Source organism: Erwinia sp. OLFS4 (assembly GCF_002752165.1).
Lineage (GTDB): Bacteria > Pseudomonadota > Gammaproteobacteria > Enterobacterales > Enterobacteriaceae > Izhakiella.
Genome location: NZ_MOMB01000048.1, coordinates 119,229 through 143,507, shown reverse-complemented (window position 1 = coordinate 143,507; position 24,279 = coordinate 119,229). Strand labels below are relative to the sequence as shown.

Annotated in this window: 28 protein-coding genes and 1 other annotated feature; of the genes, 17 read left to right on the top strand and 11 right to left on the bottom strand. The window is 51.8% G+C overall.

Going from position 1 to position 24,279, the window contains the following annotated elements:
- Together BL249_RS10360 and spy are read left to right on the top strand one after the other, a co-directional pair.
- Nucleotides 1-164 (top strand): IS1 family transposase (locus BL249_RS10360; protein WP_241898819.1); only part of this gene is annotated, 164 nt, incomplete at its 5' end.
- A gap of 461 nt (nt 165-625) precedes the next feature.
- Complete coding sequence (gene spy, locus BL249_RS10355; RefSeq protein ID WP_099704735.1) at nt 626-1,117, top strand: ATP-independent periplasmic protein-refolding chaperone Spy; 492 nt, start codon at nt 626-628, stop codon at nt 1,115-1,117.
- Between the two features lie 212 nt (nt 1,118-1,329).
- On the opposite strand, the gene BL249_RS18990 is transcribed toward spy, so the two are convergent.
- The 3 genes from BL249_RS18990 to BL249_RS10345 form a co-directional block, all read right to left on the bottom strand.
- Nucleotides 1,330-1,506, bottom strand: coding sequence for a hypothetical protein (locus tag BL249_RS18990; protein ID WP_158233077.1), 177 nt, complete (start codon nt 1,504-1,506; stop codon nt 1,330-1,332).
- Between the two features lie 15 nt (nt 1,507-1,521).
- Complete coding sequence (gene nadE / locus BL249_RS10350) at nt 1,522-2,349, bottom strand: ammonia-dependent NAD(+) synthetase (protein ID WP_099704736.1); 828 nt, start codon at nt 2,347-2,349, stop codon at nt 1,522-1,524.
- A gap of 122 nt (nt 2,350-2,471) precedes the next feature.
- Nucleotides 2,472-3,671, bottom strand: a complete 1,200-nt coding sequence (locus BL249_RS10345; protein WP_099704737.1) for a multidrug effflux MFS transporter — start codon at nt 3,669-3,671, stop codon at nt 2,472-2,474.
- Nucleotides 3,672-3,845: 174 nt separating this feature from the next.
- On the opposite strand from BL249_RS10345, the gene osmE reads away from it, so the two are divergent.
- A complete protein-coding gene (gene osmE / locus BL249_RS10340) occupies nt 3,846-4,181 on the top strand; it encodes an osmotically-inducible lipoprotein OsmE (protein ID WP_099704838.1) in 336 nt (111 codons plus the stop codon).
- Between the two features lie 70 nt (nt 4,182-4,251).
- Here the strand turns inward: osmE and BL249_RS10335 are convergent, their stop codons facing one another.
- The 4 genes from BL249_RS10335 to hxpB form a co-directional block, all read right to left on the bottom strand.
- Nucleotides 4,252-4,665, bottom strand: a complete 414-nt coding sequence (locus BL249_RS10335) for a DUF6515 family protein (protein ID WP_099704738.1) — start codon at nt 4,663-4,665, stop codon at nt 4,252-4,254.
- A gap of 172 nt (nt 4,666-4,837) precedes the next feature.
- On the bottom strand, nt 4,838-6,235 hold the full coding sequence (locus tag BL249_RS10330) for an L-cystine transporter (RefSeq protein WP_099704739.1): 1,398 nt from the start codon (nt 6,233-6,235) through the stop codon (nt 4,838-4,840).
- Nucleotides 6,236-6,382: 147 nt separating this feature from the next.
- Nucleotides 6,383-6,985 (bottom strand): metal-dependent hydrolase, encoded by a 603-nt coding sequence (locus tag BL249_RS10325; protein WP_099704740.1) that lies wholly within the window; start codon nt 6,983-6,985, stop codon nt 6,383-6,385.
- 180 nt (nt 6,986-7,165) lie between these two features.
- Nucleotides 7,166-7,849 (bottom strand): hexitol phosphatase HxpB, encoded by a 684-nt coding sequence (gene hxpB, locus BL249_RS10320; RefSeq protein WP_099704741.1) that lies wholly within the window; start codon nt 7,847-7,849, stop codon nt 7,166-7,168.
- Between the two features lie 170 nt (nt 7,850-8,019).
- On the opposite strand from hxpB, the gene BL249_RS10315 reads away from it, so the two are divergent.
- Nucleotides 8,020-8,559 carry a YniB family protein gene (locus BL249_RS10315; RefSeq protein ID WP_099704742.1) on the top strand — a complete coding sequence of 180 codons (540 nt, stop codon included), beginning with the start codon at nt 8,020-8,022 and terminating at the stop codon, nt 8,557-8,559.
- Nucleotides 8,560-8,567: 8 nt separating this feature from the next.
- Here BL249_RS10315 and BL249_RS10310 read toward each other — a convergent pair whose 3' ends face one another.
- Together BL249_RS10310 and ghoS are read right to left on the bottom strand one after the other, a co-directional pair.
- A complete protein-coding gene (locus BL249_RS10310) occupies nt 8,568-9,464 on the bottom strand; it encodes a fructosamine kinase family protein (protein WP_099704743.1) in 897 nt (298 codons plus the stop codon).
- Between the two features lie 86 nt (nt 9,465-9,550).
- Complete coding sequence (ghoS, locus tag BL249_RS10305) at nt 9,551-9,853, bottom strand: type V toxin-antitoxin system endoribonuclease antitoxin GhoS (protein ID WP_099704744.1); 303 nt, start codon at nt 9,851-9,853, stop codon at nt 9,551-9,553.
- Between the two features lie 253 nt (nt 9,854-10,106).
- Between ghoS and BL249_RS10300 the strand changes: the two genes are divergently transcribed.
- Nucleotides 10,107-10,862 (top strand): DUF481 domain-containing protein, encoded by a 756-nt coding sequence (locus tag BL249_RS10300; RefSeq protein ID WP_099704745.1) that lies wholly within the window; start codon nt 10,107-10,109, stop codon nt 10,860-10,862.
- A gap of 80 nt (nt 10,863-10,942) precedes the next feature.
- Here BL249_RS10300 and BL249_RS10295 read toward each other — a convergent pair whose 3' ends face one another.
- On the bottom strand, nt 10,943-11,194 hold the full coding sequence (locus BL249_RS10295) for a glycine zipper domain-containing protein (RefSeq protein ID WP_099704746.1): 252 nt from the start codon (nt 11,192-11,194) through the stop codon (nt 10,943-10,945).
- Nucleotides 11,195-11,566: 372 nt separating this feature from the next.
- Between BL249_RS10295 and thrS the strand changes: the two genes are divergently transcribed.
- The 12 genes from thrS (at nt 11,567) to BL249_RS10240 (ending at nt 23,042) form a co-directional block, all read left to right on the top strand.
- Nucleotides 11,567-13,495, top strand: coding sequence for a threonine--tRNA ligase (gene thrS / locus BL249_RS10290; protein WP_099704747.1), 1,929 nt, complete (start codon nt 11,567-11,569; stop codon nt 13,493-13,495).
- A gap of 3 nt (nt 13,496-13,498) precedes the next feature.
- A complete protein-coding gene (infC, locus tag BL249_RS10285) occupies nt 13,499-14,041 on the top strand; it encodes a translation initiation factor IF-3 (protein ID WP_099704748.1) in 543 nt (180 codons plus the stop codon).
- 98 nt (nt 14,042-14,139) lie between these two features.
- Nucleotides 14,140-14,337 carry a 50S ribosomal protein L35 gene (gene rpmI / locus BL249_RS10280; RefSeq protein ID WP_001124225.1) on the top strand — a complete coding sequence of 66 codons (198 nt, stop codon included), beginning with the start codon at nt 14,140-14,142 and terminating at the stop codon, nt 14,335-14,337.
- A gap of 71 nt (nt 14,338-14,408) precedes the next feature.
- A complete protein-coding gene (gene rplT, locus BL249_RS10275) occupies nt 14,409-14,765 on the top strand; it encodes a 50S ribosomal protein L20 (protein WP_078001509.1) in 357 nt (118 codons plus the stop codon).
- A 160-nt stretch (nt 14,766-14,925) separates the two neighbouring features.
- Nucleotides 14,926-15,049: a sequence feature (Phe leader region), on the top strand.
- Nucleotides 14,931-14,975 (top strand): pheST operon leader peptide PheM, encoded by a 45-nt coding sequence (gene pheM, locus BL249_RS18750; protein WP_001386830.1) that lies wholly within the window; start codon nt 14,931-14,933, stop codon nt 14,973-14,975. It overlaps the preceding feature by 45 nt.
- Nucleotides 15,050-15,115: 66 nt before the next feature.
- On the top strand, nt 15,116-16,099 hold the full coding sequence (gene pheS / locus BL249_RS10270; RefSeq protein ID WP_099704749.1) for a phenylalanine--tRNA ligase subunit alpha: 984 nt from the start codon (nt 15,116-15,118) through the stop codon (nt 16,097-16,099).
- 15 nt (nt 16,100-16,114) lie between these two features.
- Nucleotides 16,115-18,502, top strand: coding sequence for a phenylalanine--tRNA ligase subunit beta (pheT, locus tag BL249_RS10265; protein WP_099704750.1), 2,388 nt, complete (start codon nt 16,115-16,117; stop codon nt 18,500-18,502).
- Between the two features lie 4 nt (nt 18,503-18,506).
- Nucleotides 18,507-18,806 (top strand): integration host factor subunit alpha, encoded by a 300-nt coding sequence (ihfA, locus tag BL249_RS10260; RefSeq protein ID WP_078001505.1) that lies wholly within the window; start codon nt 18,507-18,509, stop codon nt 18,804-18,806.
- 431 nt (nt 18,807-19,237) lie between these two features.
- Entirely contained in the window at nt 19,238-19,783 is a 546-nt protein-coding gene (locus tag BL249_RS10255; protein WP_099704751.1) for a glutathione peroxidase, read from the top strand.
- 381 nt (nt 19,784-20,164) lie between these two features.
- Nucleotides 20,165-20,632, top strand: coding sequence for a C40 family peptidase (locus BL249_RS10250; RefSeq protein WP_446717684.1), 468 nt, complete (start codon nt 20,165-20,167; stop codon nt 20,630-20,632).
- Between the two features lie 136 nt (nt 20,633-20,768).
- Nucleotides 20,769-21,509 carry an EAL domain-containing protein gene (locus BL249_RS10245; RefSeq protein WP_099704752.1) on the top strand — a complete coding sequence of 247 codons (741 nt, stop codon included), beginning with the start codon at nt 20,769-20,771 and terminating at the stop codon, nt 21,507-21,509.
- Nucleotides 21,510-21,602: 93 nt separating this feature from the next.
- Nucleotides 21,603-23,042: a protein adenylyltransferase SelO gene (locus tag BL249_RS10240; RefSeq protein ID WP_099704753.1), complete on the top strand. Its 1,440-nt coding sequence runs from the start codon at nt 21,603-21,605 to the stop codon at nt 23,040-23,042.
- 99 nt (nt 23,043-23,141) lie between these two features.
- On the opposite strand, the gene BL249_RS10235 is transcribed toward BL249_RS10240, so the two are convergent.
- Nucleotides 23,142-24,188 carry a 3-deoxy-7-phosphoheptulonate synthase gene (locus tag BL249_RS10235; RefSeq protein WP_099704754.1) on the bottom strand — a complete coding sequence of 349 codons (1,047 nt, stop codon included), beginning with the start codon at nt 24,186-24,188 and terminating at the stop codon, nt 23,142-23,144.
- Nucleotides 24,189-24,279 lie beyond the last annotated feature (91 nt).

The window sequence follows — 24,279 nt, the reverse complement described above, 5'->3', positions numbered from 1 at the left end:
AGCATCTGACGGGCAAAATTTTCACCCAACGCATTGAACGTAATAACCTGACGCTCCGCACCCGCATTAAACGGTTGGCTCGTAAAACAATCTGCTTTTCGCGCTCAGTTGAGATCCACGAAAAAGTCATTGGAGCGTTTATCGAGAAACACATGTTCTACTAATTGGAGGCATCACCCAGACAGAGTAATAACGCCTATTCTGTTAAATAATTTTTCCCTATTTGTCTGACGAATAACATTACCACGTGGCCGGCGGCGGTTTTACATTGCGACCACGCCGGCTAACCGGGCCACTGTGGCAGAGGGCATATTAATGCTGGTTGATAATGCGCTCAGGTTGTTTGTTCTGTGCAGACGGAACAGCCAGTTTTGCCACGGTACGCTGCTGCAGGGAGCGGCGAGGCGCTATCTCCATAATTTCTGCACAAATAGCGTTTTTGTCACATTCGTTAGCAATTCCTCACGCTTTTCTTCCTGTTCCCTTCATGATTGTCGCATTACTGTCTTTTACGCTTGCAGGTTTTTACCAGTAAGGTAAATAGCTTGACGAAAGACGTCATAAACTTTTCTTCGGCATTACGACACCTTGCCGTTATTGTTTCGGTCTATAAAGGAAAAAAATTATGCGAAAGTTAACTTCAGTTATTGTTGCTACGTCACTGGCTTTGGGTGCGGCTAATCTGGTGCATGCCGCCGCAGACAATCTGACCCCGCCGCCAGCAGGTAGCGAAAAACCCATGATGCATAAAGGGCCGCATCACGGTATGCCTGATATGTGGATGTATAAAAACCTCAATCTGACGGATGCACAGAAACAGCAAATGCGCAGCATCATGAAAGAGGCACATAAACAAATGCCACGGCCTTCACTGGAGGAACGCCGCGAAATGCACAGTATTATTGCTGCCGACAGTTTTGATGCGGCGAAAGCCGACGCGCAGGCCGATAAAATGGCCAGCGCAGATAAGGCGCGGATGCTGAAAATGATGGAAACACAGAACAAACTGTATAACGTACTGACCGCAGAACAGAAAAAGCAGTTTAATGCTAATTTTGAAAAACACCTGACGGACAAGCCGGTATTTCATCAGTCAGCACCGGTTAGCAAAGGTTAACGTTTTCACCCGGTAACTCACGGCGCTGAGAAACCACCGGTTATTGTCTGTCTCTGCGGATACAGACAATACCGGTGGTTTTATATGCTTTGCAGCGTAATAATCAGCCAGTCGCCCTGCAGCCGCGGCTTAGACAAATTTTTATCCCTATGCCGATCAGCACCGGGAGCGTCTGCGTCGGTACACTGGCTTACCGCAGCTGACGCATCGGGTCAGAAAAAACCGTTACAGCCAGCGTGAATGTGTTTCGCGTACTGACTTTCCTCAACCCGTCCTGGCACATCGCGCCAGGGCCAGCAGTGAATTTTTATATATTCCAGCGTGGCGCGCAGCAGAGCAGGGGCTGATATTGCCATCGCCAGACGGGCAGATGAAGCCGCTAACGCCATCTGCCGCCTGTGGGATTACTGTTTCCAGAAATCATCAAATACTGTAATCGGTGGACGCCTTTTATGCTCGGTTTTACGGTACCAGTTTTCAATGATGCTGGCGGCGTCTGAAGAAATGGTTTTGCCTTCGAGATAAGCATCAATCTGTGCGTAAGTGACGCCCAGCGCAACTTCATCCTGCAGGCCGGGACGGTCATCTTCAAGGTCGGCGGTCGGATGTTTCAGGTAAAGATGTTGCGGACAGCCAAGCGCATTAAGTAACTGTTTTCCCTGTCCTTTATTCAGGCGAAAAAGAGGGTTGATATCAGTGCCACCATCGCCGTATTTGGTAAAAAAACCGGTCACAGCTTCTGCCGCGTGATCGGTCCCGACTACCACCCCGGCATGCATGCCGGCAATGCTATATTGCACTTTCATGCGTTCGCGGGCTTTTTCATTACCGCGGATATAATCGGAAAGCACCACGCCAGCGGCCTGAAGTGCACGCTCGCTGGCCAGTACGGCTTCTTTAATATTGACTGTCAGTACGCGGTCTGGCTGGATAAACTGGATTGCATCCTGGCAATCCTGCTCATCGGCCTGGACGCCATAGGGCAGGCGCACTGCGATAAAATGGTAGTCATTATTGCCACTTTCCTGACGAAGTTCGGTGATTGCTATCTGACAAAGTTTACCGGTGAGGGTGGAGTCCTGGCCACCGCTAATTCCCAGCACCAGACTTTTGATAAAGGTATTTTTTTTCAGATAGTCTTTGAGAAAATCCACGCTACGGCGAATTTCCTGCTGCACATCAATAACGGGTTTAACGCCCAGGGCGGCAATAATTTCCTGTTGCAGAGCCATTTATCACTCCTCGGTTAGGTTACGGCCCGCGGCGCAATGCGAGACCATTATGGATCAAAGCTAACGTGCATCGTGCTAAACGACAAGCCACAATCGCTGCGGGCTAACCGACAGCGGTTAAATCAGACAGATTGAGGCTGTGGTTTACGTGCCAGCAGGTGGAACAACATAGTGGCCAGCAGGCAGCAGCCGAAAATAGTGGCGGCCATGCTGATTAATGATGTTCCACCGAGTCCGGTAACCGGCACGCTGGCGCCACCGAGGGTAAACGCGGTGACACCAATAATGGCTGATGCACTGCCGGCACGTTCTCCCTGGCTTTGCATCGCCAGGGAACCGGCGGTGACCGTGATAATTCCGGTACAGGCTACGCTAAAAAACAGGGCCAGCAGCACGCCCCATAAGGGGGCAGATAACAGGGCACAGCCAATCAGCGATCCTGACGCCACAATTGCCAGGCTAAGCCCGCCACGCAGAACCTGATATTCTCCCCAGACCTGGCTCAGACGCACACTGGTTTGTGAAGCAAGAATCAGGCCGATGCCATTGCTGGCAAAACACAGGCTGAATGCCTGGGGTGACAGGCCGTAAATCTGTTGCAACACAAACGGTGAGGCACCGATATAAGCAAACATACTGGCCATCATAAATCCTTGTGGCAGACAGAAGCTCATAAAACCACGATGTCTGATGACCTTGCCGAGCGTGCCCCAGGCATGTAACAGACTGCCCTGATTACGTCGTTCAACCGGCAGGGTTTCATGCAGGTTTATACGGGCGATCAGCAGCTGGAGTGCAGCGATAATTGCCAGCGCAATAAACAAACCGCGCCAGTTGAGGAAGGTGAGCAGTACGCCACCCAGTACCGGGGCAAAGACGGGCGCAAGACCGTTAACCAACATCAGCAGGGCAAAAAATTTAGTTAACTCATGACCGTTATACATATCGCGAGCGATGGCCCGCGCCAGCACTGAACCGCCGGCGCTGGCCAGGCCTTCAAACAGTCGGGCAGCAAGGAACTGGTGGATGGTTTGCGCAGCGGCACAGGCAACGGTAGCAATCAGCAGTAAAATCACCGACAGCAGTAACGGACGCAGGCGGCCATATTTGTCGCTGAGCGTGCCAAACAGCAACTGACCCATTCTCAGTCCAACCATGCCGGCAGTCAGGCTTGGCTGCGCGCTGGCGGTCGGGGTATTCAGGTCAGCGGCGAGGGCTGGCAGGGAAGGGAGATAGAGATCAATACAAAGCGGTCCCATTGCCGCCAGTAAACCCAGGGTCAGTGCATAAACGATACGGCGATGCGCAGCAGGTGTGGTCATGTTGCCTCTGTAAAGCAGAATTATCAATTAGTCGTTACCGATCGGCTTTGCAGAATAATCACGCCTGCAGGCTTTGGCAATGCCGATTAAAAGTTTAATCTTGCCAATAACTTGATCAATGCGTCAGTCTATTCCAGGCTTATGCAGGATATGGATAATAATGAGGATAAAATGATGACGAAGTTAACAGGACTGATGGGCAGTGTTGTGGCACTGGCAGTGTTATCCGGTTGTACCGCTTACGATCGTGCTGAAAGTTTTGTCACCAAGCCGGTGGTGCAGGATGTGAAAAAAGGGATGACGAAACAACAGGTACGCGACATTGCCGGACCACCCGCCACGGAAATTACCATGGTTCACGCGCGTGGCACCTGTCAGACTTATGTTATTGGCCAGCGTGACGGTAAACAGCAAACCTATTTTGTCAGTTACAGTGATACCGGGCGCGTGATGAATTACGGATTCCAGAGCTGCAAAGAGTATGATACCGATCCGCAAAGCGGACAGTAAAACTCGCCGGTTCAAAACAATAACGGTCGCTTTGGGCGACCGTTATTGTTTACACGGCATACCGTATTCACTACAGGCCCGGCGGACGCGGCACTTCCAGATATTGTCCGTTAATATCGCGCCGGTAGTAATGGCCATCCTGGACGTAAAAACGCTGCCCGTTATAATCGAGTGCGCGCATGGGGCGCTCGCTGTAACTGCCGACGGATTGCACCGGCGGCTCGACCACATAGTAGTTATCCCCCTGACGCTGGTAATAGGTGCCATTTAAAAAATAATAGGTCAGGCCGCCTATCAGAATTGCGCTGGCAATACCTGGCAGGATTGGAATTCCGCCGCCAGGCGCACGATGCCAGCCAGGTCCAGGGCCCCAGCCGCGTCCGGGGCCAGGACCCCAGCCGCCGTGTGGACCCCAGGGCTGTGCACTGGCCGCCATCGGGGCGATCAGTGCGACACTCAGTAATAACGCTATGGTTTTTTTCATACCAGATGACTCCAGGTGAAACGGTTGTCAGCATTCACCCGGCAGGGAAAAAAAACAAGCCGAAAACCGGCGTTTTTGCGCTTCATTACAGTGCTTAACGCTTTCTTAACGGCCTGACGGGATGTCACCAGCCCCGGTATGCAGGGGCTGGATGGGAGACTGGCTGGTTATCTCAGCGATTAATTAATTCGAAGTCAGACTCGGCCTCGGCATGCAGCAGCTTTTTGTCGGTCTGACGCAGCCACTGGCTGGTCAGGGTGCCGGCGGTCATTGAGCCATTAACATTGAGTGCGGTGCGTCCCATGTCGATGAGTGGTTCAATCGAGATCAGCAACGCCACCAGCGTGACCGGCAGCCCCATTGCCGGCAGCACGATTAACGCGGCAAATGTTGCCCCGCCACCCACCCCTGCCACGCCTGCTGAACTCAGGGTGACAATCCCGGCCAGCGTAGCGATCCACAAGGGGTCAAGCGGATTGATACCAACCGTAGGTGCGACCATCACCGCCAGCATTGAAGGATAAAGGCCGGCACAACCATTCTGGCCAATAGTCGCGCCAAATGAAGCAGAGAAGGTGGCAATAGATTCCGGAATACCCAGGCGGCGGGTTTGCGCTTCGACGTTCAGCGGGATACTGGCAGCGCTGGAGCGGCTGGTAAAGGCGAAGCTTAGCACCGGGGCGACTTTACGGAAAAAGCGTAATGGATTGACACCGTTTAACGAAAGCAGCAGAGCGTGCACGCCAAACATAATAGCCAGTCCGAGATAAGATGCCACCACAAAGCCACCCAGTTTAATAATGTCATGAATACTTGAACTGGCGACAACTTTGGTCATCAGTGCCATGACGCCGTATGGCGTCAGTTTCATCACCAGCCGTACCAGTTTCATCACCCAGCTTTGCAGCGTTTCAATAGCGTTGACAACGCGCTGGCCTTTTTCCCGATCGTCACGCAACAGATGCAGTGCTGCGACGCCAAGGAAAGCGGCAAAAATCACCACGCTGATAATGGATGTCGGGCTGGCACCCGTCAGGTCGGCAAACGGATTTTTTGGCAAAAATGACAGTAGCAGCTGCGGCACGCTTAAATCGGCCACTTTACCAACGTAGCTGTTCTGAATGGTTGCCAGACGCGCGCTCTCCTGGGCACCTTGTACCAGACCTTCGGCGGTCAGGCCAAAGAGTGTCGTCACCAGTACACCGACCAGCGACGCAATCAGGGTGGTAAACAGCAAAACGCCGATGGTGAGCATGCTGATTCTGCCCAGCGACGTGGCGCTGTGCAGCCGAGCTACGGCGCTGAGTATGGAAACAAACACCAGCGGCATCACCACCATCTGTAATAGTTGTACATAGCCATTACCGATAATATTGAACCAGTTAATTGAGGCTTTTAGTACCGGATGACTGGCACCGTAAATCAGTTGTAAGGCAAAACCAAACAGCACCCCCACGACCAGGCCGGTCATCACTTTACGTGACAGACTCCAGTTATCACGCGTTGCTTTTGCCAGCCCGATTAGCAAGGCGAAAAATAGTACGACATTGGCAATTAATGGATAATTCATCCCCGTTCTCCTTATGCTTCCGTTGTTTTGCCTGAAACAGAAGCCACGCGGTATATATTCCGCGTTAAGTTGTATCAAAAAGGCATGATAGCATAAGCCCATGAATTGGTTGTTATATCCAAATAGAATGGCTTATTACTGATTATTTTATTTCCGCCCTTCACCGCATTCCCAGCCCTGACCAGGCCGCTGGTAGCCACGCTGGCCAATGGCAATCAGCTGTGCTGACCAATGGCGGGCAGCTGCCGCAGGGGAGGCATTGACAGGAAACCATAAGGCGCATATCACCAGAGCAATACCCAGGCCTCTTTCCCGCTGATTGCCGTGCCGGCTGTTTAACAACGGCAGGCAAAAACGCCAGCGGCAGGGCCAGAGCAGCGGCACGCCGGCCGGCGTCAGCATATCGGCGGCGAGGTGGCTGAGATAACCGATAACCATGCCCTGTAAGACATCAGCAGGGACCTGACTGCACGGTGGTTGCAGCCACAGCAACACAATGGCGCCCGCTACGGCCAGCAGGCTATGGGTAAAGCCGCGATGTCCGAACAGGCGGGCAACAGGACGTGAGATCCACCATAAACGCTGACCGAGGAAGGAGTGAGGGTGATCGATATCGGGCAACAGGCCGCTCAACAGGGCCGCAGGGAGCAGGTGCCACCAGTCACCCTGCGCCAGTACCGGTGTCAGCGCTGCGCGTTTGGCAAATATCACGCTGGCAAGGGCAACAACAAGGTGACCTTCCGCTGTCATGATTTATCCTGTCTCAATCTGGTTATTTATCCAGTATAATAAATCACACAGGGACAGGGCAATAGTGACACTGTCACTATTGCTAAAAAACACGGGCATTGTTATTGCTTGCTGGCTGCCTGTGAAGGAAACAAAAATAGTAACCAGCGTCAGGCGGCCAGCTGAAGGTGGCTGGTCGCGTTAATGGTGGCTGGCGACGCCGGTCAGATCGTTACTGCGCAGTGCCTCCAGAGAGTGAAGGCGAACGTCTGCCAGCGCCCAGCGCGGGTCATGGCGCAGTTCTGCCGCCGGCACCACCACCGAGCGCATGCGTGCTGCTTTGGTGGCGATCATGCCGTTAAACGAGTCTTCAAGGGTGACACAATTGAGCGGATCAACGGCAAGCTGTAATGCCGCATCCAGATAAACCTGCGGATGGGGTTTGCTGTATGGCAGCATTTCTGCCGAGACCAGCACATCAAACCAGCGACGAATGGCAAACATCTCAGTGACGGTTTCCAGCATGTGCAGCGGCGAGGCGGAAGCGAGGCCGATTTTAAGTCCCAGACTTTTGCATAAAGCCAACGCCTCGACCACGCCGGGTAACAGCGGACGGCTTTGCTCAATTTTGCTAAGGGTAAGGGCAATGATGCGGCCGGTGACTTGCTGGCGATCCGGCCCCGACCATGGCAGCACCTCAAACCATAAATTAACGGTCTGATCAATGCGTAGCCCAAGTGTTTCCGGGATCTCGCTGGCGCGTGACAGGTCAACGCCAAGACTGGCAAAAACTTCCAGTTCAGACTGTTTCCACAATGGTTCGGAGTCAATTAACAAGCCATCCATATCGAATATTGCCGCTTGTACCGGCCTGCTGTAAGACATTCTGCATCTCCTGAAAGGTTTTGCGACACATTATCACGTGCCAGAGGGTGGATAAAACCTTAGGTTAAGCCCGGTGAAATCATTACGATACCGATGTGATGGATTTTTCAGGCGCTTTTATGGAACTGCAGGTAGACTTACTGCCAGATTGCATCGGGAGAGGAGAAAACATGACTTACCAACAGGCCGGCAGAGTGGCCATTGCTAAACGTATTCTGGGTTGGGTGATTTTTATTCCTGCGTTTCTGTCGACCCTTATCTCGCTGCTTAAGTTTCTTGATCTTTCCCATGATAAACGCGAGGGAATCAACGCGGTAATGCAGGATTTCATGCATGTCATGATTGATATGGCACGGTTTAATACCACTTTTCTCAATGGGTTATGGAACGGTTCTCCCACGCCGGATTTTAATGGTGGCAGTAACGTGGTTTTCTGGATTATCTATATCCTGATTTTTGTTGGTCTGGCGTTACAGGCTTCCGGTGCGCGCATGTGGCGGCAGTACCGCCATATTCGCGAAGGAATTGAGGACCGGCTGATTCTGGAAAAAGCGCGCGGGGAAGAGGGGCAGAGCCGGCAGGCGCTGGAGAGTAAAATTGTTATGCCGCATCACACCTTCTTTTTGCAGATCTTCCCCCTGTACATTTTGCCAGTGATTATTGTGGTTGCCGGTTATTTTATCCTCAGACTGGCAGGCTATATCCACTGATTTGACTATCAGGCCGGGCGGGCACGCTGTTTGCCCGGCATACCTTCGCTGTCGAGTAACACGCCCACCGCATGCTGTGCTTCGCCAGACCAGTGACCGCCAAATACATTGGCACGATTCAGTAAATAATAAAGCTGATAGACCAGCTGACGTTGCGCATAGCCAATGGTAAGGGGCCAGACTGACTGATAACCCTCAAGGATCTGTGCAGGCAGCTGGGGATACCAGCTTAACATTGCCAGATCGCATTCGCGATCGCCCCAGTAACACGCCGGATCAAAAATCCAGGGGCCTTCTTCGCTGCCGCCGCAATTGGCTGGCCACAAGTCACCATGCAGCAAAGACGGTTGTGGATTATGGCCCTGCAGGGCGTGCTGGACGCAGGCAACAATATGATCGATATCACCGTAGTGAATGCCTTTTTCTGCCGCCAGTTCCAGCTGCCAGCCAATGCGTTGTTCAGAGAAGAACACCGACCAGCGTCTGAGCCAGCTATTGGGTTGCGGACTGGTGGTCAGATTATTATCGAAATCCAGGCCGTACTGTGGTTGCTCGCTCCACTGATGCAGCCTTGCCAGCTGCTGGCCTAACAGAAACGCATCGGCTTCATCAAGCGGTTTTAACGGGATATATTCCATCAGCAGGAAGCTGCTGTCGCGGTCACTGCCAACGCCGTACACTTCTGGCACCCGCACCGTATCACTGCGTGCCAGTAGCGCCAGCTGGTCGGCTTCCCAGGTGAACAGGTCCAGCATCTCTTTTTTGTTGCATTTGACGAAAACGTCATAGTCGCCGTAACGCAGGCGCCAGGCAGGATGCACGTCACCGGCGGGCAGGGAAGTACGTCCTGTGATCTCCGCTTCACCGAGTTGTTCGCTTAGCATACGAGCAATGGCTGACCACATAGCGGTTGTCCTCTTGTCGCGATAAGGATGGATTCAGCGCCTAAATAATAATCAATATCCAGCGAAGCGCCAGCATTAAAGCTGTTTTATAGAGGATCGGTTGTCTGTTGGCGTAAAAATGCCTCAAATGTCGCAATTTTTACCGTGGGTTTCTTTTGCAATGCGGCTTCCGCCAGCTCGCTGGCCTGCTGACACAGGGTTGTTTCATCACTGGCACTGATAATGCCAAAGGTATGCGAGCCCAGCGCGTGGGCATGACCGTCAGCGTCATTCAGCGTGGTTTTAAAACCGCCATTGATCATTGCGCTGTTAAGCGCCATCAGATCGCTTAACCCTTGCTCATCAAATTTGACCGTTACCACATAAGCGTGTGCGCGGCGATCATTCATGGTCCGGCTCCTTTTGAAGGGGGAATGCTAAGCATAGCCTGGTGGTGACGGCGTGCCCTGTAACCGGGCTGACGGGCATATTATGGCACGTTAATCGGAATTTTCTGATTTAGTGGCGTAATTACAAATGGATGCTTGGTAATAAGAGTGATTTAACAATTTGTTACTATACTTACCGTAAATTGCATTGATCGCCTTGTAAAACGCTTCAAACTTTGTGTCTTTAAAATACGTTGCTACGGGTCTTAATTTAATGAAAACGCTTAATAAGCTGTCTGCAATATTGTTACTCTCTGCTGGGTTCGTTTCACATCAGGCGCTCGCCGACAATGCTGTTTTCACCGTCATGGATGACCCTTCCACCGCCAAAAAGCCGTTTGATGGCGATATTGCAGCCGGTTATCTGGCGCAAAGCGGTAATACAAGGAGTTCGTCAGCAACAGCCTCAGCAAACGCCACCTGGTATCAACCGTCTACCGCTTACAGTTTGTGGGGGAATGCGGCAAATACTTCGTCAAATGATGAGCGTTCTTCTGAAACCTATGCGCTGGGTGGCCGTTCCCGTTACAACGTTAATGATTTTGATTACCTGTTCGGCCAGGTCAGCTGGCTGAGCGACCGCTTTAATGGTTACGATGGGCGTACCGTTGCCGCTATCGGTTACGGTCGCCAGATCCTCAACGGGCCGGTTCATTCGCTGCGAGCGGAACTGGGTCCTGGCGTGCGGTATGATGATTATCGCGAAGGTGGCCATAAAACCCAGGCCCTGGCTTACGGTGCGCTGACCTACCAGTGGCAGCTGACGGATAACACCAAATTTATTCAGGGTGTATCGGTACTGGGGAGTGATGACACGACGGTAAACTCAGAAACCGGGTTACAGGTGGCATTAAATGAGAAGTTTGCCCTTAAGCTGGCCTATAACGTGACCTGGAACCAGCATCCCCCGGAATCTGCCCCGGACCACACCGATACGAAAACCGTTCTTCAGCTTTCCTACGCGATGTGATGGAGTAATACAGAAACGCAAAAGCCGCCTGTGTCATGACAAGGCGGCTTTTTTTATAACGCCGGTGATGGCGTCAGGCCTTACTTACGTCCAAGCAGATAACCAAAAATAATGCCAATACCGGCGGCAATCGCCAGACCGGAAAGCGGGTTGTCAGAGACCTGCTCGCGTACGTTGCTGGTGACATCACGGGCGGCGTCGCTGGCCTGTGCCGCATAGCGGCGGGTGGCCCCACGTAGACGATGTCCTGGCGCATCAGTCGCTTCACCATATGCTTCCTCTGCTAAGCCAGCATATTCTTCTGCTTTATCTTTCGCTTTGCCTGATAACATAATCTGCTCCTTTTTGATTGATGAAAACTACAGTGTAGCAGCCGTGGGCTGTCCCGCTGCGCCGCGGGTATTTTATCCTGCCGCTCGCCGGCAGAAACGCACGCAGGGTTAAGCGTGGCGCTATAAAATAGAATTCGCAGAAAAAATAGCCATTATTCATGCTGATTGCGGCGTTGCTGCTTTGGCAATTGCTCTGCACTGTGTAAAATAGTGGCACATCTGTCGTTCAGCCAGCGGAGGCTGTCTGTAGCGCGCTGCGTACCAAATTGACGACCGTAAGTCAGTTTACGTGCTGAACGAGGGAGCAACGATTTTAATTAACCAATGCAAGTATTCCTGCGTGTGGAATACCACTGCAATAAAGGATGTAACATGCCCGTAATTACTCTTCCCGACGGCAGTAAACGCGAGTTTGATCATGCTGTCAGCGTCATGGAGATCGCACAGGATATCGGACCTGGTCTGGCAAAAGCCTGTATTGCCGGTCGGGTCAATGGTGAGCTGGTCGACGCAGTTGACCCCATCAGTGCAGATGCTGCCGTGTCAATTATTACCGCTAAAGATGATGCCGGTCTCGGGATTATCCGTCACTCCTGCGCTCACCTGCTGGGCCACGCGATTAAACAGCTGTGGCCGGATACCAAAATGGCCATCGGCCCGGTAATTGATAACGGATTTTATTACGATGTCGACCTCGACCACACGCTGACCCAGGAAGATATTGAGCTGCTGGAAAAGCGGATGCATTTGCTGGCGGAAAAAAATTACGACGTCGTTAAGAAGAAGGTCAGCTGGCAGGAGGCACGTGATACGTTTGCCGCCCGCGGTGAGTCTTATAAAATCACCATTCTTGATGAAAACATTGCCCGTGACGACCAGCCGGGACTTTATCATCACGAAGAATACGTTGACATGTGCCGTGGTCCCCATGTGCCGAACATGCGTTTTTGTCACCACTTTAAACTGCAAAAGACGGCGGGCGCCTACTGGCGTGGCGACAGCAATAATAAAATGTTGCAGCGTATTTATGGTACCGCCTGGGCGGATAAAAAACAGCTGGCGGCTTATCTGCTGCGACTGGAAGAAGCGGCCAGACGCGATCACCGGAAAATTGGTAAACAGCTCGATCTCTACCATATGCAGGAAGAAGCACCGGGCATGGTGTTCTGGCATAACGATGGCTGGACCATTTTTCGCGAGCTGGAAGTTTTTGTTCGCTCCAAACTGAAAGAGTACCAGTATCAGGAAGTCAAAGGTCCTTTCATGATGGACCGCGTGCTGTGGGAAAAAACTGGCCACTGGGATAATTATAAAGAAGCCATGTTTACCACCTCATCGGAGAACCGTGAATATTGCATTAAGCCAATGAACTGTCCGGGACACGTACAGATTTTTAATCAGGGCCTGAAATCCTATCGTGATTTACCGTTGCGGATGGCCGAGTTTGGCAGCTGTCATCGTAATGAACCGTCCGGCGCGCTACATGGCCTGATGCGTGTACGCGGCTTTACTCAGGACGATGCCCATATTTTCTGTACTGAAGACCAGGTTCGCGATGAAGTCAACAGCTGTATCCGCATGGTTTATGACATGTACAGCACCTTCGGCTTCGAAAAAATTGTGGTGAAACTTTCCACGCGCCCGGAAAAACGCATTGGCAGTGATGCCATGTGGGATCGCGCCGAAGAGGACCTGGCTAGCGCATTGAATGAAAACGCTATCCCGTTTGACTTCCAGCCGGGTGAGGGGGCGTTTTACGGACCGAAAATTGAGTTTACACTGTACGACTGCCTGGATCGCGCCTGGCAGTGTGGCACCATACAGCTGGATTTTTCATTACCAAAACGTCTCGATGCTACCTATGTCGGTGAAAATAATGATCGGCAAACGCCGGTGATGATTCACCGGGCAATCCTCGGCTCAATGGAACGTTTTATTGGTATTCTCACCGAAGAATTTGCCGGGTTCTTCCCCACCTGGCTGGCCCCGGTGCAGGTGGTGGTGATGAATATTACCGATGCACAGTCAGATTATGTGGCTGAACTGACGCAAAAATTGCAGAATGTTGGCATTCGGGTAAAAGCGGACTTGAGAAACGAGAAGATAGGCTTTAAAATCCGCGAGCACACTTTACGTCGCGTACCCTACATGCTGGTCTGCGGTTACAAAGAGGTAGATGCCGGCGCTGTCGCCGTGCGTACCCGCCGTGGTAAAGACCTTGGTATCATGAACGTAAACGATGTAATCGAGAAGCTGCAGCAAGAGATTCGCAGCCGCAATCTTCATCAATTGGAGGAATAAGGTATTAAAGGCGGAAAACGAGTTCAACCGACGCGTCCAAATAAAATTAACGGCGAAATCCGTGCAACTGAGGTACGCCTGACAGGCGTTGATGGCGAGCAGTTAGGCGTTGTCAGCTTGCGTGAAGCCATTGAAAAGGCTGAAGAAGCAGGTGTGGATTTAGTTGAGATCAGCCCTAACGCCGAACCGCCGGTTTGTCGTATTATGGATTACGGCAAATTCCTCTATGAAAAAAGCAAATCTTCTAAGGAACAGAAGAAAAAGCAGAAAGTTATCCAGGTTAAGGAAATTAAATTCCGTCCTGGTACCGATGAAGGCGATTATCAGGTCAAACTACGCAACCTGATTCGTTTTCTGGAAGATGGCGATAAAGCCAAAATCACCCTGCGTTTTCGCGGACGTGAAATGGCGCACCAGCAAATCGGCATTGAAGTGCTTAACCGCGTCAAAGACGATTTGAGTGAACTGGCGGTAGTCGAATCCTTCCCTTCGAAGATCGAAGGCCGCCAGATGATCATGGTGCTCGCGCCGAAGAAGAAACAGTAGGCCATCAAGTAATAATGCCGCGCCGCCAGCGTGCTGCGCGGACGTTTATTCGCCTGTCTGATTCGTTTTATTAACAATGCGAAGTGGATATTTTTAACATGCCAAAGATTAAAACAGTACGTGGCGCTGCAAAACGCTTTAAAAAAACCGGTAAAGGTGGATTTAAGCATAAGCACGCTAACCTGCGTCATATTCTGACTAAAAAAGCGACTAAGCGTAAACGTCACCTGCGCCCTAAAGCCATGGTGTCTAAAGGCGATCTGGGTCTGGTTATTGCCTGCCTGCCGTACGCATAAGTTAATTTTTCCTACCCGCAGAGTGCGTATGCAGTCGGGGTAACAACAGAATTTGATACAGGAGAGTCCAGATGGCTCGCGTAAAACGTGGTGTAATTGCTCGCGCACGTCACAAAAAAATCTTAAAACAGGCTAAAGGTTACTACGGTGCACGTTCGCGTGTTTACCGCGTTGCCTTCCAGGCCGTTATTAAAGCTGGTCAGTACGCTTATCGCGACCGCCGCCAGAAAAAACGTCAGTTCCGTCAGCTGTGGATTGCGCGTATCAACGCAGCCGCGCGTCAGAACGGTTTGTCTTACAGCCGTTTCATTAATGGCCTGAAAAAAGCCTCTATTGAAATCGACCGTAAGATCCTGGCTGACATCGCAGTATTCGACAAAGTGGCATTCACTGCACTGGTTGAAAAAGCAAAATCAGCACTGGCGTAAGTCAGACTAAGAGGGAGCCCGGCTCCCTCTTTTGTTTTTTATAACAACATTAAGTCATCACAGGCTGACTGGCTAACATAGCGGCGCCGGCGTAAAGCATTGACTTTTTGACGCCAGCGATTTTCAATAGCGCTGACAGTGAACAGAGACTTTAGGTAACCAAGCATGAATGCTGCTATTTTCCGTTTCTTTTTTTACTTTAGCACCTGAATCCGGGGGCTTTTGCGCAAAGAAAAGAAACGGAAAATCGCGCGAAAGGCCTCCCTTGTGGAGGCTTTTTTATATCTGCGGTTTGCAGCCTATACCGTTAATGACAAAACCGGCCGCGGCGGCCGGATAAAGGGGAAATAATGTCACATCTTGCAGAACTGGTGGCCCGCGCCAAAGCGGCTGTCGCGGCTGCTCCGGATGTTAATGCGCTGGATGACGTGCGCGTGGAATACCTGGGGAAAAAGGGGCATCTGACGTTGCAGATGACGACGCTGCGCGATCTGCCTGCAGAACAACGGCCGGCTGCCGGAGCGGTGATCAATGAGGCCAAAGTGCAGGTGCAGGAAGCCCTTAATGCACGCAAAGCAGCACTGGAGTCGGCGGCGCTGAACGCCCGGTTGGCGGCAGAAACCATCGATGTTTCGCTGCCAGGTCGTCGTATCGAGAATGGCGGGCTGCATCCGGTCACCCGTACCATTGATCGCATTGAAACCTTTTTCGGTGAACTGGGTTTTAGCGTGGCCACCGGTCCGGAAATCGAAGACGATTATCATAATTTCGACGCGCTGAATATTCCGGCGCATCATCCTGCCCGCGCCGACCATGATACTTTCTGGTTTGACGCTACGCGTCTGCTGCGCACGCAAACCTCTGGCGTGCAAATCCGCACCATGAAAGCACAGCAACCGCCTATCCGGATTATTGCACCTGGTCGGGTCTACCGTAACGATTACGACCAGACGCATACCCCGATGTTCCATCAGATGGAAGGGTTAATTGTTGATAAAAATATCAGCTTTACCAACCTGAAGGGCACTTTGCACGATTTTCTGCGCAACTTTTTTGAGCAGGATTTACAGGTACGTTTCCGTCCCTCCTATTTTCCGTTTACTGAACCCAGTGCCGAAGTTGACGTGATGGGAAACAACGGTAAATGGCTGGAAGTGCTGGGATGCGGCATGGTGCATCCAAATGTATTACGTAATGTGGGCATTGACCCGGAAGTTTATTCTGGCTTTGCCTTTGGCATGGGCATGGAGCGTCTGACAATGCTGCGCTATGGCGTCAATGATTTACGTGCATTTTTCGAAAACGACCTTCGTTTTCTCAAACAGTTTAAATAAAGGCAGGGTATACCAATGAAATTCAGTGAACGCTGGTTACGTGAATGGGTGAACCCGGCTATTGACAGTGCCGCGCTGGCGGAGCAAATCACCATGGCGGGTCTGGAAGTTGATGGCGTGGACGCTGTCGCGGGCCAGTTCAGTGGCGTGGTAATTGGAGAGGTGGTCGAATGTGCGCCGCATCCGAATGCCGACAAACTGCGGGTAACCAAAGTTAACGTAGGCGGGGAACGCCTGCTGGATATCGTTTGCGGTGCCCCTAATTGTCGTAAAGGATTAAAAGTTGCCGTTGCCACCGTGGGGGCGATACTGCCTGGTGATTTTAAAATTAAAGCGGCAAAATTACGCGGCGAACCGTCAGAAGGCATGCTGTGTTCATGGTCTGAATTAGGGGTCAGTGATGACCACAGCGGTATTATTGAGCTGCCGGCTGATGGGGTGCCGGGTGGTGATATTCGTGATTATCTGCAGTTTGATGACAATACCATTGAAATCAGCGTCACCCCCAACCGGGCCGACTGCTTAAGTATTATCGGTATTGCCCGCGACGTGGCGCTGGTAAATAAATTGTCGCTGACAGCGCCTGCGATAGCGCCGGTTAAAGCCACGATTGCTGATACCGTGCCGATTCGTGTCGATGCGTCACAGGCTTGTCCGCGTTATCTCGGACGGGTGGTGAAGGGCATCAACCTGCAGGCGGAGACCCCGCTGTGGATGAAAGAAAAGCTGCGTCGTTGTGGCATTCGTTCTATTGATCCGGTGGTGGACATTACCAACTATGTGCTGCTGGAGCTTGGTCAGCCAATGCATGCCTTTGACCTCGATCGTCTGGACGGTGGTATTATCGTACGCATGGCACAGCCGGGCGAGACCCTGACATTGCTGGATGGCAATCAGGCTACACTGGATACCGATACCCTGGTTATTGCTGATCAGCATAAAGCACTGGCGATGGCCGGCATCTTTGGTGGTGAACATTCGGGGGTGCAGAGTGAAACACGCAATGTCCTGTTTGAATGTGCCTTCTTTAATCCACTGGCCATTACCGGACGGGCACGTCGTCACGGGTTGCATACCGATGCATCACACCGCTATGAACGCGGTGTGGATCCGGCATTACAGTATCAGGCAATGGAACGTGCAACGGCCCTGCTGCTGGCAATCTGTGGCGGTGAGGCCGGGCCAATCATTGATGTGACGGATAATGATACGCTGCCAAAAGCGGCAACGATTGTACTGCGTCGCGATAAACTCGATCGCTTAATTGGTCATTCGGTCAGCGATAAAACCGTGTCGGATATTTTATGCCGTCTTGGTTGTCAGGTGACGGAAGAGCAGGGTAAATGGACCGCACTGGCCCCGAGCTGGCGCTTCGATCTGGCGATTGAAGAAGATTTAATTGAAGAAATCGCCCGCGTTTACGGTTACAACAATATTCCGGATGTACCGGTGCAGGCCGGCCTGGTGATGACACAACATCAGGAAGCCCGTTTGTCCCTGAAACGCGTTAAGGCGATGCTGGTGGATAAAGGCTATCAGGAAGCCATTACCTACAGCTTTGTTGATCCAAAAGTGCAGAAATTACTGCATCCTGGCGAGGAGCAGCTGTTGTTGCCCAGCCCGATTTCAGTGGATATGTCGGCCATGCGTCTGTCGCTATGGAGTGGACTGCTGGGCGCGGTGGTCTATAACCAGAACCGCCAGCAGGGGCGGGTACGTTTGTTTGAAAGTGGACTGCGCTTTGTGCCTGATACTCAGGCAAACCTCGGCATTCGTCAGGACGTTATGCTGGCTGGTGTTATCAGTGGAAATCGTTATGAAGAGCACTGGGATCTGGCGCGTCAGGCCGTTGACTTCTATGATTTAAAAGGTGATTTAGAAGCGGTATTGGATTTAACCGGTAAACTCGCTAAAGTTGAGTTTCGTGCTGAGGAAAATCCGGCACTGCATCCTGGGCAAAGTGCGGCAATTTACCTTGACGATCAGCCTGTTGGTTTTATTGGCGTACTGCATCCGGAGCTGGAGCGTAAGCTGGATCTCAACGGGCGGACGGTGGTATTTGAAGTGCTCTGGCCGGCGATTTCACAGCGTCTGTTGCCTGAGGCCAGCGAGATTTCCCGCTATCCGGCGAACCGCCGCGACATCGCCGTGGTGGTTGATGAAAAGGTTCCGGCAGCAGATGTCATCGCAGAGTGTAAGAAAGTTGGCGTAAATCAGGTAGTTGGCGTAAACTTGTTTGACGTGTACCGCGGCAAGGGTGTAAACGAGGGTCAAAAGAGCCTTGCTATCAGCCTAATCCTGCAAGATTCCGCCCGGACACTGGAAGAAGAGGAGATTGCCGCAACCGTCGCCAAATGTGTTGCGGTACTAAAAGAGCGATTCCAGGCAACCTTGAGGGATTGAACCTATGGCGCTTACAAAAGCTGAAATGTCCGAATACCTGTTTGAAAAGCTTGGGCTGAGCAAACGGGATGCTAAAGAACTGGTGGAGTTGTTTTTCGAGGAGGTCCGCAGGGCTCTTGAAAACGGTGAGCAGGTAAAACTCTCCGGCTTTGGTAACTTCGACCTTCGCGACAAAAATCAACGCCCGGGTCGTAACCCGAAAACCGGTGAAGATATTCCTATCACCGCACGACGGGTTGTGACTTTTCGTCCAGGGCAGAAGTTGAAAAGCCGTGTTGAAAACGCTTCACCGAAAAATGATTGATTTCAGTGGCCGGCAACGACAATAGCCGTTGCTGGTAAAAGCGCCACATGTTTTCGCTGGAACACGCTGTTGTTCCAGCGAACATGTTTATGCTTGTGACTGACGGTAAGTATACAGAGTCCGTCTGTTTTTTCCTCACCGGCTTTTTCCTGAGTTGTTCGGTCGTTTGTATTACCATAATTTTCTCAGCAGCGATAAAAGTAAATCTTTTCTGTCGCCAGCCTGCCGACGTCCGTTATTCCGGTCAGCCAGGCCTGACAAGCCGGTTGTATTCCATGCGCTGGCGGCCGGGATCATCTGATAATCCTCTATAGCTGGCTCAGACAGGTTAAAGGAACCGCCCGACCTGGCGACTGAGCTATTTATCTGGTTATCATTGCCTGACGCATGATAGCCTGCCTGATAAACACAATGCAGATAAGGGGAGCGTGATGGATCTCTATGCAACACCAATAACCATGCTGGATGGTGAAAATACGACCTTAGGGCAGTGGCAGGGTTCGGTCCTGCTGCTGGTGAATGTGGCATCAAAATGTGGCCTGACACCACAGTATGCCCAGCTGGAAGCCTTACAGAAAAAGTATCACCAACAGGGATTTAACGTTATTGGCTTTCCATGTAATCAGTTCCTTGAGCAGGAACCCGGCAGCGAACAGGAAATTAAGACTTTTTGTAGTACGACCTACGGCATTACCTTCCCGATGAGCCATAAAATAGACGTTAACGGTCCCCATCGTCATCCGCTTTATCAGCAGCTGGTGGCGGCACAACCGGCAGCAATAGCGCCGGCGGACAGTGGTTTTCTGGCGCGCATGGTGAGTAAAGGGCGTGCGCCGAAGCAAACCGGCGATATTTTATGGAATTTTGAAAAATTTCTGGTTAACCGTCACGGCGTGCCGAACGCACGTTTTTCACCCGATATGCTACCGGATGATCAACACATTATTGCCCGGATTGAACAGGCTCTGAGCGCCTGATATAAACGTGCCCGGGCTGATGTCAGCCCGGCATCGCGATTGCCGTAGGCTGAGTTGCTGACGCTGAAATGATCCACTTTACTGAATAAAAGCTGCCGCCAGCGCCTGCTGCGGGCAGGCAATGTTTTAGTGCCCTGAGTCCGGGCGGCCGTTGCGATGCTTTGATTTACGCGCCGGCGTATTCAGCAGGCGATGGTGCCGCGATATCATTCAGCATGCCGGCAGCCATTGCGCTAGCGCGCGGTTACTGAGTGCAGTCCGGTCGGGAGCACATTTTATTGGCGGCCGTACCATGAGGTTCGGATTAACCGGTGGCAAAGTAACGGTGCTGGCGGAAAACGACTATCGTTAATTTATCTGCTTAACTGGCAAGGAAAGATTATGCTGCGCCTGAGGATTCTGTTGCTGATATTGATGCTGGCTGGCTGTAGCAGTCATCATCGTGCGCCGCCGCCTGATGGGCGTTTGGCTGATTCTATTGCGGTAATAGCGCAGCTAAACGATCAGCTTTCTCAGTGGCGCGGAACACCCTATCGTTACGGCGGTATGTCGCGGCAGGGCGTTGACTGTTCAGGGTTTGTCTATCTGACAATGCGCGATCGATTTGCTTTACAACTCCCGCGTACTACCGAAGCACAGACCGCGGTCGGCACCCGGATTGATAAACAAGACTTATTGCCGGGTGACCTGGTATTTTTTAAAACAGGTGCAGGTGAAAACGGATTACATGTCGGAATATATGACACTGATAACCAGTTTATTCATGCGTCAACCAGCCAGGGCGTAGTGCGTTCATCGCTGGATAATATTTACTGGAAAAAAAACTTTTGGCAGGCACGCCGATTGTGATCAGCAAAGTGGTCAGCATAATCTTACTCGAAAAAAGATAGGTTCAGCGGTATTATTATTAACGTTAAGTACTATTGATTGTCACAAAAGGTTGATATAGGATGCGCCAGTTGCCTCCTGAATATGGCTGAACAACATGAAAGTCCATCTGGAAGCAGATTATACCGGTTCCACAGTTTTTTCTCCTACCTATCGTCCTGATGGGAAACTTCTGTCGGTCACATTACAGCTTCATTTTCATCAAAGTAGCGCCAACGTTTCAATTCCACAGGAACTGATGCTGCCGCAGCTGGATGAAAAACAGCGCCTGAATTTATTACAGAAAAAACTTCAGGTTGCTGAAAAAATATCCTCTTTTTTGTCTGAAAATAAAATTTATGTGATTATTGCTGTTGATGACTGGACGGCTAAAACTATTGTAAATAGTGAGTTTCTTCAGCATCGGTTAGCAGCAATTAAGACGCTTGAATTGGAAATTTCAGAACAATTTTCTGGTATTAATCAGGGGATTGAAAACGATATTTTAAAGTGTTTGTATCATATTAATCCGATGTCACTGGCTAATTATGGTGCAGGGAAGGCAAATTCTAAAGCGGTGTATGACTCACTGTTTAAACGCATTACTCTTGATAAGAGTTTTTTACATCAGCAAATAGGAAAAATTTCCTTTAATCCTTTCTTTAATGCCATAGTGAAGAATGTCCGGCCTTATTGCCAGCAGCTGGTGGTGCAGGGGGTAGACAGCGCGGCCATGATGCAGATAATCCGCCAGTTTGATATTGATGGCGTTGCCGGCACGCTTTTCCCGGTGGTCAGTGAAGCGGGATTGCCAGATTTACTTCCTGCTCCTGCCGTTCTGGTTGCCGACCCGGGTTAATCAGGCGGCTGGCGGTATTCCTTTTCACGTCTGCCTGCACTGATCGGAACAGGCATAACGCGGGATAATCAACATCCCCCTGGCGGAGCAGTAATGAAGTTTAATAACAGCTGGTTCAGTGAGCTGAAAGGCACTTACACCACGGTTTCTCCTCAGCCATTGCAGCAGGCACGTTTGCTGTATCACAGTCAGCCTCTGGCTGATGAACTGGGGCTGGAAAGCCACTGGTTCAGCCCCGGGCACAGCCAGCTCTGGGGTGGAGAACGCCTGGCTGCCGGAATGCAGCCGCTGGCACAGGTATACAGCGGCCATCAGTTTGGTGTCTGGGCCGGTCAGCTTGGCGATGGGCGTGGCATGCTGCTGGGAGAACAGCAGCTGGCTGACGGCCGGCAGTTTGACTGGCATCTGAAAGGTGCGGGTCTGACACCCTATTCACGGATGGGCGACGGCCGGGCGGTATTGCGTTCGACGCTGCGTGAATTTCTTGCTTCTGAAGCGCTGCACGGGCTTGGCATTCCCACCACCCGGGCACTGACGGTGGTTACCAGTGATGAACCGGTTTACCGGGAGCAAAAAGAGCGCGGGGCTATGTTACTTCGGGTCGCCAGCAGTCACCTGCGTTTCGGCCACTTTGAGCATTTTCACTATGCAGGTCAGCCGGAGCAGGTCAGGCGTCTGGCAGACTATGCCATTCGTCATCACTGGCCGCAGCTGGTGGAGCAGCAGGACCGCTATCTATTGTGGTTTACCGATGTGGTGCAGCGCACCGCCCGGCTGATTGCGCTCTGGCAAAGCTGTGGTTTTGCCCACGGGGTGATGAATACCGATAACATGTCGTTGCTGGGTCTGACGCTGGATTATGGGCCTTATGGTTTTATGGATGATTATCAGCCGGGGTTTATTTGCAACCACAGTGATTACCGGGGGCGTTATGCTTTTGATAATCAGCCATCGGTGGGATTATGGAATCTTAACCGGCTGGCGTATGCCCTTTGCGGGCTGATGAGTCATGACCAGCTTAGCCAGGCGCTGGCCGCCTATGAACCGATGCTGATGAAAGTCTGGGGCGAGCGCATGCGGGCAAAACTGGGCCTGATGCAGGCTGCTGAAGACGATAATAATATCCTCACCGGGCTGCTGGCGCTGATGGCAAAAGAAGGCAGCGATTATACCCGCATTTTTCGTCTGCTAAGCGAGACGGAACAGGGGCAGATGCGTTCACCGTTACGTGACGAGTTTATTGATCGCCAGGCGTTTGACAGCTGGTATGCATTGTACCGCCAGCGCCTGCTGCGGGATGAGTGTGATGATGTCACGCGGCAACAGACAATGAAAGCGGTTAACCCAGCACTGGTGCTGCGTAATTATCTGGCGCAACAGGCGATTGAAAAAGCGCAAACCGACGATATCAGTGAACTGACGCGTTTACATCAGGCGCTGCTAAATCCATTTACTGTTGCACAGAGTAACAGCGACTACCTGCAACGACCGCCGGAATGGGGGAAAAGGCTGGAGGTTAGCTGTTCGAGTTAATTCCGGCTAAAGGCAATCGCAGGTGGCCGGACGCCGGATTCTGGCTCTTAGCCCAGGTTACTATCACCGGCGCCACAACGGTCACACCATGATGACGGATTACAACCGGCTGGCAACAGCGTCATAAAGCTGTGCCAGCACCGCTTCAGTGTCTTGCCAGCCAAGGCATGGGTCGGTGATTGACTGACCATAAACCAGCGGGGTATCGTTGCGCACCTGCTGATTGCCTTCCTGCAGAAAACTTTCAATCATCACCCCGGCTATTGCCTGCTGTCCGTCACGAATTTGCCGGGCGACAGCGGCGGCAACATCGTGCTGCCGGCGATGTTGCTTAAGACAGTTAGCGTGACTGAAATCAATAATCAGGCGTTCTGTCAGACCGAACTCACGCAGCCCGGCGACTGCCTCAGCAATATCCTGCGGATGATAATTTGGCTGTTTACCGCCGCGCATAATGATATGTCCGTCCGGATTACCGCTGGTCTGATAAATGGTCATCTGGCCAGATTTATCCGGCGACAGGAACATATGGCTGACGCGGGCGGCGCGGATAGCATCAATGGCTATCCGGGTATTCCCGTCGGTACCGTTTTTAAAACCAACCGGGCAGGAGAGTGCGGATGCCATCTCGCGATGGATCTGACTTTCTGTGGTGCGTGCGCCGATTGCGCCCCAGCTGATTAGATCGGCAATAAACTGGCCAATGACCATATCCAGAAACTCGGTGGCGGTGGGCATACCCAGTGCGTTGATATCCAGCAAAAGCTGACGGGCGATGGCCAGACCTTCATTGACCCGGTAGCTGCCGTCAAGATGGGGATCGGAAATCAGGCCTTTCCAGCCGACTACGGTGCGTGGTTTTTCAAAATAAGCGCGCATCACGATTTCAAGGCGGTCACTGAGCTGTGTGCGTAAAACCTGCAGACGTGTGGCGTAGTCAAGGGCTGCCTGCGGATCGTGCAGGGAACAGGGGCCAACAATGACCAGTAAGCGGTTGTCCCGCCCGGAAAGAATCTGGCTGATACGGTTTCGTGACATTGTCACATTTTCGGCGATCGCCGCTGTCAGCGGCAGTCTGCGTGCCAGTTCACCTGGTGTAATAAGCGTATCAATGCGCGCGGAGCGCAACTCATCGGTTTTGTTCATGTGACTCTCTGAAAATGTTGTACTTTGCTTCGGCATCAGGCTGCGAAGTGATGAGGATCACAATAAACCAATGGCGGGTAATTTCAACCGC

Bases quoted from the DNA above. Each gene is read 5' to 3' on its own strand.
- spy (WP_099704735.1), top strand. From the start codon at position 626: ATGCGAAAGTTAACTTCAGTTATTGTTGCTACGTCACTGGCTTTGGGT.
- BL249_RS18990 (WP_158233077.1), bottom strand. From the start codon at position 1,506: ATGGCGTTAGCGGCTTCATCTGCCCGTCTGGCGATGGCAATATCAGCC.
- nadE (WP_099704736.1), bottom strand. From the start codon at position 2,349: ATGGCTCTGCAACAGGAAATTATTGCCGCCCTGGGCGTTAAACCCGTT.
- BL249_RS10345 (WP_099704737.1), bottom strand. From the start codon at position 3,671: ATGACCACACCTGCTGCGCATCGCCGTATCGTTTATGCACTGACCCTG.
- osmE (WP_099704838.1), top strand. From the start codon at position 3,846: ATGACGAAGTTAACAGGACTGATGGGCAGTGTTGTGGCACTGGCAGTG.
- BL249_RS10335 (WP_099704738.1), bottom strand. From the start codon at position 4,665: ATGAAAAAAACCATAGCGTTATTACTGAGTGTCGCACTGATCGCCCCG.
- BL249_RS10330 (WP_099704739.1), bottom strand. From the start codon at position 6,235: ATGAATTATCCATTAATTGCCAATGTCGTACTATTTTTCGCCTTGCTA.
- BL249_RS10325 (WP_099704740.1), bottom strand. From the start codon at position 6,985: ATGACAGCGGAAGGTCACCTTGTTGTTGCCCTTGCCAGCGTGATATTT.
- hxpB (WP_099704741.1), bottom strand. From the start codon at position 7,849: ATGTCTTACAGCAGGCCGGTACAAGCGGCAATATTCGATATGGATGGC.
- BL249_RS10315 (WP_099704742.1), top strand. From the start codon at position 8,020: ATGACTTACCAACAGGCCGGCAGAGTGGCCATTGCTAAACGTATTCTG.
- BL249_RS10310 (WP_099704743.1), bottom strand. From the start codon at position 9,464: ATGTGGTCAGCCATTGCTCGTATGCTAAGCGAACAACTCGGTGAAGCG.
- ghoS (WP_099704744.1), bottom strand. From the start codon at position 9,853: ATGAATGATCGCCGCGCACACGCTTATGTGGTAACGGTCAAATTTGAT.
- BL249_RS10300 (WP_099704745.1), top strand. From the start codon at position 10,107: ATGAAAACGCTTAATAAGCTGTCTGCAATATTGTTACTCTCTGCTGGG.
- BL249_RS10295 (WP_099704746.1), bottom strand. From the start codon at position 11,194: ATGTTATCAGGCAAAGCGAAAGATAAAGCAGAAGAATATGCTGGCTTA.
- thrS (WP_099704747.1), top strand. From the start codon at position 11,567: ATGCCCGTAATTACTCTTCCCGACGGCAGTAAACGCGAGTTTGATCAT.
- rpmI (WP_001124225.1), top strand. From the start codon at position 14,140: ATGCCAAAGATTAAAACAGTACGTGGCGCTGCAAAACGCTTTAAAAAA.
- rplT (WP_078001509.1), top strand. From the start codon at position 14,409: ATGGCTCGCGTAAAACGTGGTGTAATTGCTCGCGCACGTCACAAAAAA.
- pheS (WP_099704749.1), top strand. From the start codon at position 15,116: ATGTCACATCTTGCAGAACTGGTGGCCCGCGCCAAAGCGGCTGTCGCG.
- pheT (WP_099704750.1), top strand. From the start codon at position 16,115: ATGAAATTCAGTGAACGCTGGTTACGTGAATGGGTGAACCCGGCTATT.
- ihfA (WP_078001505.1), top strand. From the start codon at position 18,507: ATGGCGCTTACAAAAGCTGAAATGTCCGAATACCTGTTTGAAAAGCTT.
- BL249_RS10255 (WP_099704751.1), top strand. From the start codon at position 19,238: ATGGATCTCTATGCAACACCAATAACCATGCTGGATGGTGAAAATACG.
- BL249_RS10250 (WP_446717684.1), top strand. From the start codon at position 20,165: ATGCTGCGCCTGAGGATTCTGTTGCTGATATTGATGCTGGCTGGCTGT.
- BL249_RS10245 (WP_099704752.1), top strand. From the start codon at position 20,769: ATGAAAGTCCATCTGGAAGCAGATTATACCGGTTCCACAGTTTTTTCT.
- BL249_RS10240 (WP_099704753.1), top strand. From the start codon at position 21,603: ATGAAGTTTAATAACAGCTGGTTCAGTGAGCTGAAAGGCACTTACACC.
- BL249_RS10235 (WP_099704754.1), bottom strand. From the start codon at position 24,188: ATGAACAAAACCGATGAGTTGCGCTCCGCGCGCATTGATACGCTTATT.